At 58.3% G+C, this 12,410-nt stretch carries 15 protein-coding genes and 1 other RNA gene; 5 read left to right on the forward strand and 11 right to left on the reverse strand.

All coding sequences use genetic code 11. The features are described from left to right. Positions 1-57 precede the first annotated feature (57 nt). From V8J84_RS12940 to V8J84_RS12950, 3 genes are all read left to right on the forward strand, one after another. The gene (locus V8J84_RS12940; protein WP_339931780.1) at positions 58-1,314 is read left to right on the forward strand and encodes a hypothetical protein; all 1,257 of its coding nucleotides are present in this window, start codon (positions 58-60) and stop codon (positions 1,312-1,314) included. Further along, entirely contained in the window at positions 1,311-2,669 is a 1,359-nt protein-coding gene (locus V8J84_RS12945) for a cytochrome P450 (protein ID WP_339931782.1), read from the forward strand. Before V8J84_RS12940 ends, V8J84_RS12945 begins: the two co-directional genes overlap by 4 nt. A 234-nt stretch (positions 2,670-2,903) precedes the next feature. Continuing rightward, complete coding sequence (locus tag V8J84_RS12950) at positions 2,904-3,170, forward strand: hypothetical protein (protein ID WP_339931784.1); 267 nt, start codon at positions 2,904-2,906, stop codon at positions 3,168-3,170. On the opposite strand, the gene V8J84_RS12955 is transcribed toward V8J84_RS12950, so the two are convergent. From V8J84_RS12955 to V8J84_RS12980, 6 genes are all read right to left on the reverse strand, one after another. Beyond that, positions 3,155-3,379 carry a ribbon-helix-helix domain-containing protein gene (locus V8J84_RS12955; protein ID WP_339931786.1) on the reverse strand — a complete coding sequence of 75 codons (225 nt, stop codon included), beginning with the start codon at positions 3,377-3,379 and terminating at the stop codon, positions 3,155-3,157. The genes V8J84_RS12950 and V8J84_RS12955 overlap by 16 nt on opposite strands. Before the next feature lie 4 nt (positions 3,380-3,383). Beyond that, positions 3,384-3,560, reverse strand: a complete 177-nt coding sequence (locus tag V8J84_RS12960) for a DUF4169 family protein (RefSeq protein WP_339931788.1) — start codon at positions 3,558-3,560, stop codon at positions 3,384-3,386. Further along, the gene (fumC, locus tag V8J84_RS12965) at positions 3,557-4,948 is read right to left on the reverse strand and encodes a class II fumarate hydratase (protein WP_339931790.1); all 1,392 of its coding nucleotides are present in this window, start codon (positions 4,946-4,948) and stop codon (positions 3,557-3,559) included. Before fumC ends, V8J84_RS12960 begins: the two co-directional genes overlap by 4 nt. Positions 4,949-5,022: 74 nt before the next feature. Beyond that, entirely contained in the window at positions 5,023-5,514 is a 492-nt protein-coding gene (locus tag V8J84_RS12970; RefSeq protein WP_339931792.1) for an SspB family protein, read from the reverse strand. A gap of 73 nt (positions 5,515-5,587) precedes the next feature. Beyond that, a complete protein-coding gene (gene chrA / locus V8J84_RS12975; RefSeq protein WP_339931794.1) occupies positions 5,588-6,847 on the reverse strand; it encodes a chromate efflux transporter in 1,260 nt (419 codons plus the stop codon). Further along, the gene (locus V8J84_RS12980; protein WP_339931796.1) at positions 6,844-7,644 is read right to left on the reverse strand and encodes a chromate resistance protein ChrB domain-containing protein; all 801 of its coding nucleotides are present in this window, start codon (positions 7,642-7,644) and stop codon (positions 6,844-6,846) included. Before V8J84_RS12980 ends, chrA begins: the two co-directional genes overlap by 4 nt. 265 nt (positions 7,645-7,909) lie before the next feature. On the opposite strand from V8J84_RS12980, the gene V8J84_RS12985 reads away from it, so the two are divergent. Continuing rightward, complete coding sequence (locus V8J84_RS12985) at positions 7,910-8,524, forward strand: hypothetical protein (RefSeq protein ID WP_339931798.1); 615 nt, start codon at positions 7,910-7,912, stop codon at positions 8,522-8,524. A gap of 3 nt (positions 8,525-8,527) precedes the next feature. On the opposite strand, the gene V8J84_RS12990 is transcribed toward V8J84_RS12985, so the two are convergent. The 3 genes from V8J84_RS12990 to ssrA all read right to left on the reverse strand — a co-directional run bounded on the left by V8J84_RS12990 (position 8,528) and on the right by ssrA (position 10,102). Then, entirely contained in the window at positions 8,528-9,178 is a 651-nt protein-coding gene (locus V8J84_RS12990; protein ID WP_339932064.1) for a DUF1194 domain-containing protein, read from the reverse strand. 124 nt (positions 9,179-9,302) lie between these two features. After that, a complete protein-coding gene (locus V8J84_RS12995; protein ID WP_339931800.1) occupies positions 9,303-9,578 on the reverse strand; it encodes a hypothetical protein in 276 nt (91 codons plus the stop codon). Positions 9,579-9,749: 171 nt separating this feature from the next. Beyond that, positions 9,750-10,102: a transfer-messenger RNA gene (gene ssrA, locus V8J84_RS13000) on the reverse strand. Positions 10,103-10,202: 100 nt separating this feature from the next. Between ssrA and V8J84_RS13005 the strand changes: the two genes are divergently transcribed. After that, positions 10,203-10,865, forward strand: a complete 663-nt coding sequence (locus V8J84_RS13005; protein ID WP_339931802.1) for an LCCL domain-containing protein — start codon at positions 10,203-10,205, stop codon at positions 10,863-10,865. 7 nt (positions 10,866-10,872) lie between these two features. Here the strand turns inward: V8J84_RS13005 and V8J84_RS13010 are convergent, their stop codons facing one another. Together V8J84_RS13010 and V8J84_RS13015 are read right to left on the reverse strand one after the other, a co-directional pair. Further along, a complete protein-coding gene (locus tag V8J84_RS13010) occupies positions 10,873-11,220 on the reverse strand; it encodes a DUF4345 family protein (protein ID WP_339931804.1) in 348 nt (115 codons plus the stop codon). A gap of 109 nt (positions 11,221-11,329) precedes the next feature. Then, complete coding sequence (locus V8J84_RS13015) at positions 11,330-12,376, reverse strand: polyamine ABC transporter substrate-binding protein (RefSeq protein ID WP_339931806.1); 1,047 nt, start codon at positions 12,374-12,376, stop codon at positions 11,330-11,332. Positions 12,377-12,410 lie beyond the last annotated feature (34 nt).

Raw genomic sequence — 12,410 nt, forward strand, 5'->3', positions numbered from 1 at the left:
GGCTTAATTTCGCCGGAATTTTGCGCTAGGCTGCTGCAAAAGCAGTTGGGCGCAACAATGACCGAACAGGCGACAGAGCAGACAGTCAGACGTCGGAAGGTGTTTTACATCCCCGGCTATGATCCGATTCATCCGCGCCGCTACCGCGAGCTTTACCGCAAGGAAAGTGCAGCACAGGCCGCGATTTCCAATTACGAGATCGCCATCGCACCCAAGACGGGCGGCGGGGCGTATGGCTGGTCCGTTGCGGCGACAATGGACGACACACCTGTCGCCGCCGAGATTGAGGTGCTGGTCTGGTCTGACATTGTGCGCGGGTCGATGTCCGACAGTATTCCGGCCACCTATCTGCAACTGATACGCACCGCATGGACCTATATCGCCAGCGGCACGCTGCGGCGGCTGATGTGGATGCGCAAAGGGCCGGTCATCGCGGCACTTTACCCTGTGGGTATGCTTCTGCTGCAACTCGCCCTTGCTGTGATCGCTGGCGCCGTTGCGGCTGGTCTGGTGCTTTGGGCGCTGAACGCTCTCCTCGGGCTTTTCAGCGTTGGGATTGGGCTGATTGCGACCCCGTTGCGCTGGATCGTCATCGCGGCTGTGGCGATTACCATCTTGCGGTGGTTTCGCAAAAAGGACGGCAAGTTCTTTGCGTATTACCTGATGCACGATTACGCCTATTCGGCGCGCTGGAACGGTGCAAACCCGCCCGAGCTTGAGGCTCGCATGGCAGAGTTCGGTGATCTGATCGCTGGTGCTTTTGACGGCGGCTCGGACGAGGTGCTGGTTGTGGGGCATTCGTCGGGCGCGCATCTGGCGGTGTCCATCCTGTCCGACCTGATCCGTGCAGGCCGCGTGCCGCAGGGCGCAAACCTTGGATTTCTATCATTGGGGCAGGTGGTGCCGATGGTGTCGTTCCTGCCCAAGGCATGGCGACTGCGCGCTGATCTGGCGTATCTGAGCACGCGGGATGAACTGGCGTGGGTTGATGTTACCGCACCGGGTGACGGTTGCGCGTTTGCGCTGTGCGATCCGGTGGCCGTGTCGGGCGTAGCACCGGCCAATCAGAAATGGCCGCTGGTGATTTCTGCGGCGTTCACACAAACGCTATCGGCTGCGCGGTGGAAAGAACTGCGGTGGCGCTTTTTCCGGCTGCATTTCCAGTATCTGTGCGCGTTTGACCGACCCGGTGACTACGACTATTTCCGCATCACTGCTGGGCCGCGCACGCTGCGTGACAGGTTCCGTGGACGCCAACCATCGAAGTCGCGCATTGACGTGGCTGCTTCAAAACACACCAGCACCGCCCCATGAAACAACCGCCCAAGCCTGCTGCACGGCCCGATAAGGTATCGCTTTGGCGGTATATGCGGCTGTTTCGGGCTGATATCCTGTCAGCGCAACCTGCCAAGCTTTATCGCGCGTGGATGGCGGAGTTCAAAACGCCGTTTTTTCGCAGCTATCTGGTGAACGATCCTGATTTGCTGGATCTGGTGCTAAAAAAACGTCCGGATGATTTCCCCAAGTCGGACCGGATCGGCGCGGGGCTGCGTCCGTTGCTTGGAGACTCTGTTTTTCTGACCAACGGCGACACGTGGAAACGGCAGCGCCGCATCATTGATCCCGCGTTCGAAGGTGGGCGCCTGCGCGATACCTTTCCCGCGATTTGGGCTGCGGGCGAGGCGGCGGTTGACCGACTTGCACCACTGGCAGACGGTACACCGCAAGAGATTGAGGGTGAGACCAGTCACGCCGCCGCCGACGTGATTTTTCGGACTTTGTTTTCCATTCCCATCGAACACCAGATTGCGACGCAGGTTTTTGACCAGTTTCGCGACTATCAACGCACGCAGCCGATCCTGAACCTTGCCGCCTTTGTGAAAGGGCCGCGCTGGATGCCGCGGTTTTTCAAGCGCGAGACAAAGGATACGGCACAGGCCATCCGCGCCCTGATTACCACGCTGGTAGCGGACAGGCAGGCCGCGATCGCGGCGGGATCGGTGCCGGATGATCTGGCGACGAAAATTCTGACCACAGCAGACCCGCAAACGGGCGAACGGTTTGATGCCGACGAGATGGTCGATCAGGTCGCCATCTTTTTTCTTGCCGGACACGAGACAAGCGCCTCTGCCTTGGCGTGGACGCTGTATCTGTTGGCGCTTTATCCGCAGTGGCAGGACGCTGTGGCGCATGAGGCTGCTGCTATGCCGCGTGATTTCGCCAAACTGTCGACGCTGAAGACGACCCGCAACGTGTTTCGCGAAGGGCTACGCCTGTATCCGCCCGTGCCGATGATGGTGCGCGAGACGCAACAGCCCGAGACATTCCGCAAACGCGCCGTGAAGACGGGGGCGCAGATCGTCATGTCGCCCTGGCATCTGCACCGGCACGAGCGTCTGTGGGACAGGCCCGATGATTTTGATCCCGCCAGATGGGACACGGACGCAGGCAAAGCATCGTCCCGACAGGCCTATATGCCGTTTTCAGAAGGTCCACGGGTTTGCACGGGGGCAGGTTTTGCCATGATCGAAGGCGTGGTGTTGCTGGCGCTTTTGGTGCGGGCCTACCGGTTCGAGGTTGTGACCGATCGCGTGCCTGTGCCTGTGGCCCATCTGACGGTGCGCGCCAAGGACGGAATTTGGCTCCGATTCGTGCCGCGGGATGACTGATTGACGATCAGGTCAGGACGATTTGTTGGGATTGGGTCGGATTGTATCTGCTTTCGAAATTTCCCGAAATCCCTCCGCCACATTTGTGCCGCATAATTTCTAGCGCGATAACAAAGCACTAGCTTCTGACACTTCGCATTTTGCCTAATGTTTATGCGCCTTTCTGCGGAAATGGGGCGAGAATGTGATACAAACATAGTGTGGGGGCCAGCACGCAAACGCGGGGTTCGGCCAATGACTGTTTCAGTCGCAAATTCGGTTTTAAGTGGGTTGCTGTCACTGCCAGCGCGCGCGCTTGGCGCTGTGCTGCCGGCACATGTGGGTGACCATGATACGTTTGATCCTTACGAAGCTGCTCCGGTCAGCAAGTCAGAGCTTAAAAAGCTGTTCGAGCTTGATCGCGCGTCGCCTTGGGCACCCGATCAGGACATGCGCGCGTCAGAGCGGCGCGAGCTTGATAGCATGGCGATGATCCGTGGGGCGCTTTACGCCGATAACTGATCTTGCAGATCGACCAAGATGTAGACACGGATGGCTGACGCTAGCCCGATATCGCCACGAGTTTCATCAATCTCAGCAGCAAGCGCATTGATTGTGAGTGATTTGCGGGCCGCGATCTGACGGAAGGCGGCCCAGAAAATATCTTCCAGTGAAACGCTTGTCCGGTGGCCGCGCAAAGTCAGAGACCGTTTGACAGGCCGCCCGGACACCACGTTACTCGTCCTCGAACTTCAGTTGCGCCAGACGGCTGTTGGCCTGTTCTGATCGCGTTGCTTCCAACACGCGCTCGGCTTTGGTGCGTCCAAACTTTACTGCGTTTTCATCAGCTTGTTGCTTGGACTTCACCTTATCACGGGTCTTGCGTGCCTTGTTGAGATTGACGACCGTCATTTGGGGCCGATCATGTCTTCGGGGCGGACGACCTTATCGAATGTTTCTTCATCCACGAACCCAAGCGCGATGGCTTCCTCTTTCAAGGTCGTTCCGTTTTTGTGGGCCGTCTTGGCGACTGTCGTGGCGTTGTCGTAACCGATTGTGGGTGCCAGAGCCGTGACCAGCATCAGCGATTCACGCATCAGTTTTTCGATCCGCGTGCGGTCGGCTTGGATACCAACAACGCAGTTATCTGTGAAGGCCACAGACGCATCGCCGATCAATTGCATGGATTGCAGCACGTTATAGGCCATCATCGGCTTCATGACGTTCAGTTCAAAATGGCCCTGTGATCCGGCAAAACCCACGGCGGCGTCGTTGCCCATAACGTGGGCGCAAACTTGAGTGATCGCCTCGACCTGTGTGGGGTTCACTTTGCCGGGCATGATGGATGATCCCGGCTCGTTCTCGGGCAGCATCAGTTCGCCCAAGCCGCAACGGGGACCGGAGCCAAGGAAGCGGATGTCGCAGGCGATCTTGTAGATCGACGCGGCAACGGTTTTAAGCGCACCGGACATTTCGACGAGCGCGTCATGCGCCGCCAAAGCCTCGAATTTATTGGGTGCTGTGACAAAGGGCAGGCCGGTGATGTCGGCCATTTCCTTGGCGACAGTCTCGCCCCAGCCTTGCGGTGTGTTCAGGCCGGTGCCAACGGCTGTGCCGCCTTGGGCCAGTTCATAGATCGCGGGCAGGGCGGCTTTGACGCGGCGGATACCCATCGCGACCTGATGCACATAGCCGGAGAATTCCTGACCCAATGTCAGTGGAGTTGCGTCCATTGTGTGGGTGCGGCCGATTTTGATGATATTGGCGAATTCTGTCTGTTTGGCTTCCAAGGCGGCGTGCAATTTCTCAAGCCCGGGGATCAACACATCATGCGCGGTTGTGGCCACGGCGATGTGCATGGCTGTTGGAAATGTGTCGTTGGACGACTGGCCCATGTTGCAGTGATCGTTGGGGTGAACCGGATCCTTGGAGCCAATTTCACCGCCCAGCATCTCAATCGCTCGGTTCGAGATCACCTCGTTGGCGTTCATATTCGACTGCGTGCCCGAACCGGTCTGCCAGACGACTAGCGGGAAGTGATCGTCAAGCTTGCCTGTCACCACCTCATTGGCGGCGGCGATAATCGCGTCGGCCAGTTCACCGTCCAGCTTGCCACGGGCCTTGTTGGCTGTGGCGCAGGCCTGCTTGATCACGCCCAATGCGCGCACAATTGCAACCGGCTGCTTTTCCCAGCCAATGGGGAAATTCATCAGCGATCGCTGGGTCTGTGCGCCCCAATAGCGGTCGGCGGGAACTTCAAGAGGTCCAAAGCTGTCGGATTCTGTACGGGTGGCGGACATGATGTGCTCCAGAATTGTATGCGATTGTATGCCGAATAGGCTGAGTCACTTGGCAGGGCAAGACCCGCAGCGCGTCACTTGCGGAATTGGTCCAGACTGACAACGTCCGCATCTTTGCGCGCAGGCTCATCGGATGTGTCCGGCTCTGCCATCTCTTCCATCGGGGCTTCTGCGACGTCGTCTGTGTCCTCGGCCTCTTCAGTGCCGTCTTCGTCCTGCGTTTCAAAGCGCAGACCAAACTCAACTGACGGATCAACGAATGTTTTGATCGCGTCATATGGGATATAAAGCGGTTCTGGGTTGTCGCCAAAGTTCAGCGTGATGGCGAAGCCTTCGTCGGTGACGTCCAGATTGTCGAACCAGTGCTGGATCACAACGGTCATTTCGCCGGGATACCTGTCTGATAACCAGTCAGCGATTTCCACGTCGGGATGCATCGTGTCGAAGGTGATAAAAAAGTGGTGCTGGCCGGGTAATCCGTCTTTGGCGATGCCTGTCAGCACCTCTTGAATCAGGCCACGCATGGCGCGGTGCATCAGGTTACCGTAGTCAATCGAACGGGTCACAGCAGCTTGTCCTTCCGGTCTTGTCGCGCCGAACATACGCAGGATTTTTGCGGGATGAAAGGGCGTCTTGCCGCTAGGTCATGGCAAGATGCAGCCCAAGTGATGACAGCGCACATACCGCCAGAACCCACAACAGCGACCACTTGCGCCAGAGCAGCAACGCCGCCGCCAAAAATGCCAGTAACACGGGCATCAGTTGGAGGCTTGTCAGGTCCGGCGAAATGATTTGCACAGGGCCAGTGCGATATGTTGCGACAGTGCCGAACATCACATGCGTTGCAAACCACAACGACAGATTGGCGATGACCCCGACAACCGCCGCCGTGATTGCCGCCAGCGCCCCGCGCAATCGCGGCTGACCGTCCAACCAATCAATCAGTGGGGCGCCCGCGAAGATCCAGATGAAGCAAGGCACAAATGTCACCCACAGTGTCAGACCGCCAGCCAGAAGCGCCAACCCCACGCCGCCTTGTGCCAGTCCTGCCAGCATGGCCACGAACTGCGTGACAAGGATCAGCGGGCCGGGGGTGGTTTCGGCCAGACCCAGTGCATCCATCATCTGCGCTGTGGTGAGCCATCCGAAATCGGTGACAACCTCTTGGGTCATATAGGCCAGAACCGCGTAGGCGCCGCCGAATGTGACAACCGCCAGTTTCGAGAAAAACAGGCTGATGTCGGTCAGAAATGGTGCGGGCCACGCCCAGACGGCAAGTATCGGAAGCGCCCAAAGCAGGCCGCCCACACACAGGATCAACGCACTGCGGTTGAGTTGCAGCGATCCAGCCGCTGGCGTGTCGTCGGTGTCTTTGGCGAATGTCAAAGCCCCGACAATGGCCGCGATCCCGATCACAACGGGGAACGGCACTGCAAAGACAAAGAGCGCGATAAACGCCAGACAGGCGACAGCGACATGCACCACCCCTTGCAGGGCGCGGCGGGACACCTTGATCAGGGCCTCGATCACGATGATCACAACCGTGGCCTGCACCCCGATAAATAGCGCCTGCACTGCGGGCAGGTTGCCATAGAGGCCGTAGAGAAGCGCCAGGGCCGCAATCACAATCGCGCCGGGAATGACGAATAAACCGCCGCCGATCAGTCCACCGATGATGCCCCGCTGCCGCCAGCCCGCATAAGTGGCCAGCTGCATCGCCTCTGGGCCGGGAAGCAGCATGCAGAAGGACAGCGCGCGCAGGTATTGCTGCTCTGTCAGCCACGGGCGGTCCTCGACCAGCTCTTTGTGCATCAACGCGATTTGCGCCGCAGGGCCGCCGAATGACAGCAAGCCGATGCGCCCGAAAACGCGGATCATATCAGGTATCGTAGGGGTCATGACGTCCGCTCTTGTGGCCAGCTGTGGGTTTCGGTCTGACCGTCGCGCGCCCAGCGATAAAGCGCATCATAGATCGTCATGCCAGCGTCAAGCTGCGCCAGATCATCCTTGTACATCCGTGACAAGCCCACCGAGATGGCCAGCAACCCAGCTGCTTGCGGCACATCGCCCAACGTATCGGTATCGGCGGCACGGATCACCTTTGCCATCTCTTGCAAAGGGGGGGTGGCAAGGCCGAAATGATCCAGCATGGCGTCAAAGGTGCAGCGATTGCCGACGTGGGTGAAGCGCGTGTCGGCCACGTCAAATGGTGTTGCGTCAAAACGCTTGGCGACCTCGGACACTTCGGGTGCGGGGACAAACAGGAATTGCGCCGCCGGATCGACAAATCGCCGGATCAGCCACGGGCAGGCGATGCGGTCAATCTTGGGCCGCGCGCGCGTGACCCAAAGCGAAGAGGCGGGCAGGGCGCTGATCGCGGTGCGCGGAAGTCCGTCCGCCACCCATCCAGCCATCCCGCCTGACAGCACCTCGGCCTGAATGCCGTGGGTGCGCAGAATGGCGGCTGATCCGTGGCTTAGCTTTTTGCCCTTTTGACACACGACAACCACGCGCTGCCCGGCTTTACCTTCGGCCCACGCGGCGATCTTGGTGTGGGCGATGCGGATGCTAGTCGGGATAACAAACGGATCGGCGGCCACGTCCTCTGGCACGCAGACGTCGATAATGACGGGCGCAGTGGGCGTGCCGATCAGGCGGAACAGGTTTTGGGCAGATATTTCAGTGAAGCCGGACATCGGGCATCCTTTCTGAAGTGTCAGTGGATGCGAGCGGCTGGCCGAAGCCTCACGAGGGCGCGTCGCGGACCCCATGGCGCTGTTTTGGCCCGATGCAAAGGCACGGTCAAGGGCGCGGCTGCCGCAGTTACTGCAAAAGCGCGGGCCGATCTTGCGAATCGGTTGTGAAAAAGACGCTGATCGTGGTAGCCAAATCGAAGTAAACCGCGACATATTGTATCGCGGCATAGATCGCGACAACGCGGCGACCTCTGGGGAGAGCATTATGAGTAAGTTTTTTGAAGCCGTTGGCATGATCAGCGTTGGGGCCGTCGCCGCTGGCGGGATGATGTGGTTTGTCACCCTGCCGCCGGAAGAGGCGACTGTCACGCCAGCCGCTTTTGCACCGACCCAGCAGCCAGCCGTCTTTACCGCAGACCAGCCTGCACCCGCGATTGAAGTGACACGTGCCGCTGGCACCGCCGTGCAGCTAGGCGCGGCAGACCGCATTCACGCAATCATCCAGCAAACTGACGATTCCATCGACAGCCAAGAGCCGCTGACGCCAGAGCAGCAAGAGGTTGTGGCCTTCTTTGAAAAGATCGCGCGGGATCGCAATGCGCAGGGCGGCACGCAGGACGCGACGATCAACTTTGATAATCTCACCATCGAACGGCTGAACGTGAAATATTACTATTCCACGGCGGCAGATTATCGTGATGTCGATGTGCCTGGCCTGATGGCCGAGCAGCGCCAGCTCGTGCAGTCGAACATCTGTAACCAGACGTCTATTCGCACGCTCATTGCTGAATACGATCTGGAATACACCTACCGGTTCTTGTCGAACGACTTTCGCTATATCGGCGAGGTTGTTGGCGATGTGGCGGCTTGCCCCAACTAGGACCTAGCCCAGCACGCGGCTGAGTTCGCGGATAATCTTGCGGCGGATCGCTTCGGGATATTCGCGGTGCGTGCGGGCCGTGATGACAAAACCGTTCCGCGTGATAATCGCGCGCTGATAGAAGTTTGTGATCGCAAGCCCCATGCTTTCGATGGCTATGCCGTTGATCGTGACGCCGCGCCGTTCGGCATCATTGCGCGCCTGCCTGCTGTCTGCGCCTGCGTTCGGTGTGCCATCGCCAGACACATCAATGACCTGACGATCACAGCGCGGCGCATCTGCGAACATATCCAGAGCAAAATAGATCGCCTCTGCCGGAGCGGTGTCCGACAGGACAAAGGCCCGTTCCATCAGTCGCGCGTCAAAGGCAAGCTGTTCGGCGTCAAGAGATGTGCGGATCTGGCGCCACGGGATGCTGACGGCCTGCCGATCTTCACCGGACCATTGCATCACTGCGATAGCCACATCGCCTGACACCATCGCATCAACAATCTCGGGGTCTGCCAGCGCATCGGCCATGCCGTCTACTTGCAAGCGATACTCGGCCGGATCGATTGAGTTCGAAACATCAATTGATAAGACAAGTGCAGTATCACAAGCGCTTGCTTGAAAGGGCAAAGCGCAAATAGTCGCAAGAAGTATCCGGCGTAACATATCGACGATGGTGCGGCGCAAGCGATCAGAGCGCAAGATGGAAAAGGTGGCCGGTTGGAACAAATAGAACAGGCCGCCTGCTTCAGCAGACGGCCATAGTTCTTTTCGCGTTTGCCAAAACTAATCAGCGAGCGGTTTTACCAGCCTCGAGTGCTTGCGCGGTGCGCAACGTGTTTTGGTATATGCCGACTCCCAGATACATGAACCCGCCAATAAGCACGATGTACAGACCGCCAAAGACAAGGAATAAAAGCGCAGGCACGATGCCGCCACCCTGTCCGTAGGGACCCATGCCACCTCCCATTGCGATGGCAATGACACCTATAATAAGGCCGATAATCATCAAAACGATGATAAGGCCGATAAGTTTTTCCAATGATCTAATAAAGAAATCACGCATATTTCGGGTTCCGTTTTTTAAGTATGACCTCCGATTGCCCACGCAACCGAAACGTCGCCACAATAAAAAGCCACGCCTGGAAGGCAAGGAGATGCTGCGGTTCTGCCTCACAAGGGAAAACTGAAAAACCGGGTTACGATTTGAGGGAAGCAATAGCGATTTAACGGGGAAAGCGCAGGTTTCTGTTGCCAGGTACCTGCAAACCCCGCCCTAAGCGGCTAGGCCTAGGGGCTTAAGTTTCGGCGACATTCACAGCTTACGCTGCGACTGCCATTGCCGGAGCATTGTTGTCATTTGCAACTATACTAATCGTACCGATAACGGTGGTAACTCACCGAAACAAAGCAATCCCTTTTACACGTTCGTCGATCCTATTTCGTCCCCATCCGACCCCAAATGAAGGTTGATTGGTGGAGACGCCGGGTACCGCCCCCGGGTCCGATCCGCTTATTATGAGCGCGTTTATGTCCATAGTCCCGAAGGACACTTGGTAGATAGGCGCAACGCCCTGCCATGACAAGGGTGGTGGTGGCGGACAGGGTGCGGAAATCCTGTCTTTGGATGGCCTGATTTTGTGCTAGGCTGTGTGCATATTGAAGATAAGTGCATTCAGGAGGTTTCACCATGAGAGGGTTTGTCAAAGTTTTTGCAGTGGGTTTCGGCGTATCAGGCGGCGCGGTAGCGGCACAGGATTTGCCGGAATGCGGGATTATGCCCGACGATGCGCGGTCGCTGCGGTGTACCTGTCCGGCGGGCGTTGCCTCTGGTTCGGTCTGGGGCAGCGGGCCCTATACTGCCGATAGCGCCATTTGTGCCGCTGGCGTTCATGCGGGCGTTATCGGAACGGCTGGCGGCCCGGTGATTGTGATCCGCAGGCCCGGGCAGGACAGCTATCAGGGGTCAGAGGCCAATGGCGTCACAACCAGTAATTGGGGCAGCTATGAATTCAGCATCGACGTGCGCCGCACCAAAGACACGCCTGCGGTTGAGACGGCATCAAGCGAGAACCTGTGCAACGGCTTTCCCTCAGGCGAGACCTATGTGACCTGCGACTGTCCCGCGAACCCCGATGAGGGAAGCGTGTGGGGCAGTGACCCCTACACATCCGACAGCGACATCTGCACAGCAGCGCTTCACGTCGGCTATATTGAGGCCGATGGCGGCACCGTGCGCGTGATCGGCATTCAGGGACTGGATGCATACCTTGGCACCACCGTGAACGGGATCACAACGCAAAGCTGGTCAAGCTATAGCGAAAGCTTTGTTTTTGACTGGAACCACGAATAGGCGGCGATCAAAGATTGATCGCAAGCGATACCGCGGCAAGACCGGCCTCGCAGGCAAAGAAGATCCATTTTTTCTGGGTCTTGCCGTCCAGCATCAGCGACGTCAGACGCCCGATGGCCGCACCGCCCCAGCAAAAGCCGATCATGGCGTAGGCGGCGGGTGTCGCAAGGATCATCGCGCCCACACCCATGCCGATAAACAAGGCACCAGAGGCGGCACGCACCTCGGACATGCCCATCGTTGAGCCGCCATCGCTAAGGTCCAGTGTGGACATCGCGTATTTCGGGCTGATCAGGCTAACAGCCCCCAGCGCGATGCTGAACAGGGCAAAGGCAATGTTGATAATGTCGATCATGGCGTCGGTGTCCTTTAATTGGCGGCGACGAAGTGTCTTGTTGGCCTTAACACGGCAAAAGGCGACACGTTCCCGTGCCGCCTTTCACTAAGTAGCGCAGTGCGTCAGATTAGAAACCGGCTTTGATCAATTCAAAGGTTTCGTTCTGCTGTTCGCGGCGTTCGTTTGACATGGGGAGTTGCGCCAGAACGGGCACGTCGATCTGACCCAGACCGGAAGCGACCAGATCCTCTTCGCTGACCTGTGCTGTCAGGGCCGTCGCGTTGGCCGAGCCATATCCTGCATCAAGCAGCGGCACGACCGATGCTTCTGACAGGAACGCGTTGAGGTAGTCATAGGCTTTGTCTTCGTCGCCGGGGGCATCGGCAAGGTTCACGTAACCACACAACCACAGTGACGATCCTTCGGTCGCTTCGCGCTGGAACGCAATCGGGCGGCCTTCGTCGACCATCGCGGGATAGGTTTCGTTCCATGCCCAGCTGATCAGAATTTCGCCTGATGCCAGCAGTTGCGCCAGCTCACCGGGGTCGGTCCAATAGGTGCGCAGGTTCGGGTGCACTTCGCGCAGCCAGTTGGATGCGGCCTCAAACTGCTCATCTGTGGCTTCGGACCAATCGGTAACGCCGGTGGCGAGATAGGCCAGCGCATAGGCGTCATCGACGTTGTCGGGCAGGGTCATGCGGCCCGCATAGGCCGGGTTCTTGAACACGTTGAGCGATGCAACGTCTTCGGCTGGCACTTCGTCAGGGTTGTAAGCAATCGCGGTTGAGCCGAAATCGGTGGGGATAAAGAACACATCGCCTTCACCGTCGCCGACCTGTGCGCCGGTCAGGTTGCGATCAAGATCGTCATAGGCGGTCAGCTTGGATGTGTCCCAAGGCTCGATAATGCCGCTTTCTTCCCATTTGGTCACAGACCCTGCGCAGATGTGGGATACGTCGGCCTGAAAGCCTGCGCGGATTTTCTGGAACGCTTCGTCCTCGTCACCAAAGAACGCAAAGGTCGGGCTGGCGCCGTGCATGTCGACATAAGGCTGGTGGTAAACCGGCTCTTCAAAGCCGGAATAATCGAACACCAGCAGATCGGCGTCCTGTGCGTTGGCCACAGTGGCAAGTGTCAGCGCGGATGCCGCGCCGAGAAATTTAGCAAAAGTCATATCTGTCTCCCGTCAGGTGAATTTGGAAAAGACG

Origin of the sequence: Yoonia sp. 208BN28-4, from assembly GCF_037543925.1 — a bacterium.
Classification (GTDB): domain Bacteria; phylum Pseudomonadota; class Alphaproteobacteria; order Rhodobacterales; family Rhodobacteraceae; genus Yoonia.

Excerpts from the sequence above, each read along its gene's own strand:
- V8J84_RS12940 (WP_339931780.1), top strand. The coding sequence starts at position 58 with ATGACCGAACAGGCGACAGAGCAGACAGTCAGACGTCGGAAGGTGTTT.
- V8J84_RS12945 (WP_339931782.1), top strand. The coding sequence starts at position 1,311 with ATGAAACAACCGCCCAAGCCTGCTGCACGGCCCGATAAGGTATCGCTT.
- V8J84_RS12950 (WP_339931784.1), top strand. The coding sequence starts at position 2,904 with ATGACTGTTTCAGTCGCAAATTCGGTTTTAAGTGGGTTGCTGTCACTG.
- V8J84_RS12960 (WP_339931788.1), bottom strand. The coding sequence starts at position 3,560 with ATGACGGTCGTCAATCTCAACAAGGCACGCAAGACCCGTGATAAGGTG.
- fumC (WP_339931790.1), bottom strand. The coding sequence starts at position 4,948 with ATGTCCGCCACCCGTACAGAATCCGACAGCTTTGGACCTCTTGAAGTT.
- chrA (WP_339931794.1), bottom strand. The coding sequence starts at position 6,847 with ATGACCCCTACGATACCTGATATGATCCGCGTTTTCGGGCGCATCGGC.
- V8J84_RS12980 (WP_339931796.1), bottom strand. The coding sequence starts at position 7,644 with ATGTCCGGCTTCACTGAAATATCTGCCCAAAACCTGTTCCGCCTGATC.
- V8J84_RS12985 (WP_339931798.1), top strand. The coding sequence starts at position 7,910 with ATGAGTAAGTTTTTTGAAGCCGTTGGCATGATCAGCGTTGGGGCCGTC.
- V8J84_RS12990 (WP_339932064.1), bottom strand. The coding sequence starts at position 9,178 with ATGTTACGCCGGATACTTCTTGCGACTATTTGCGCTTTGCCCTTTCAA.
- V8J84_RS12995 (WP_339931800.1), bottom strand. The coding sequence starts at position 9,578 with ATGCGTGATTTCTTTATTAGATCATTGGAAAAACTTATCGGCCTTATC.
- V8J84_RS13005 (WP_339931802.1), top strand. The coding sequence starts at position 10,203 with ATGAGAGGGTTTGTCAAAGTTTTTGCAGTGGGTTTCGGCGTATCAGGC.
- V8J84_RS13010 (WP_339931804.1), bottom strand. The coding sequence starts at position 11,220 with ATGATCGACATTATCAACATTGCCTTTGCCCTGTTCAGCATCGCGCTG.
- V8J84_RS13015 (WP_339931806.1), bottom strand. The coding sequence starts at position 12,376 with ATGACTTTTGCTAAATTTCTCGGCGCGGCATCCGCGCTGACACTTGCC.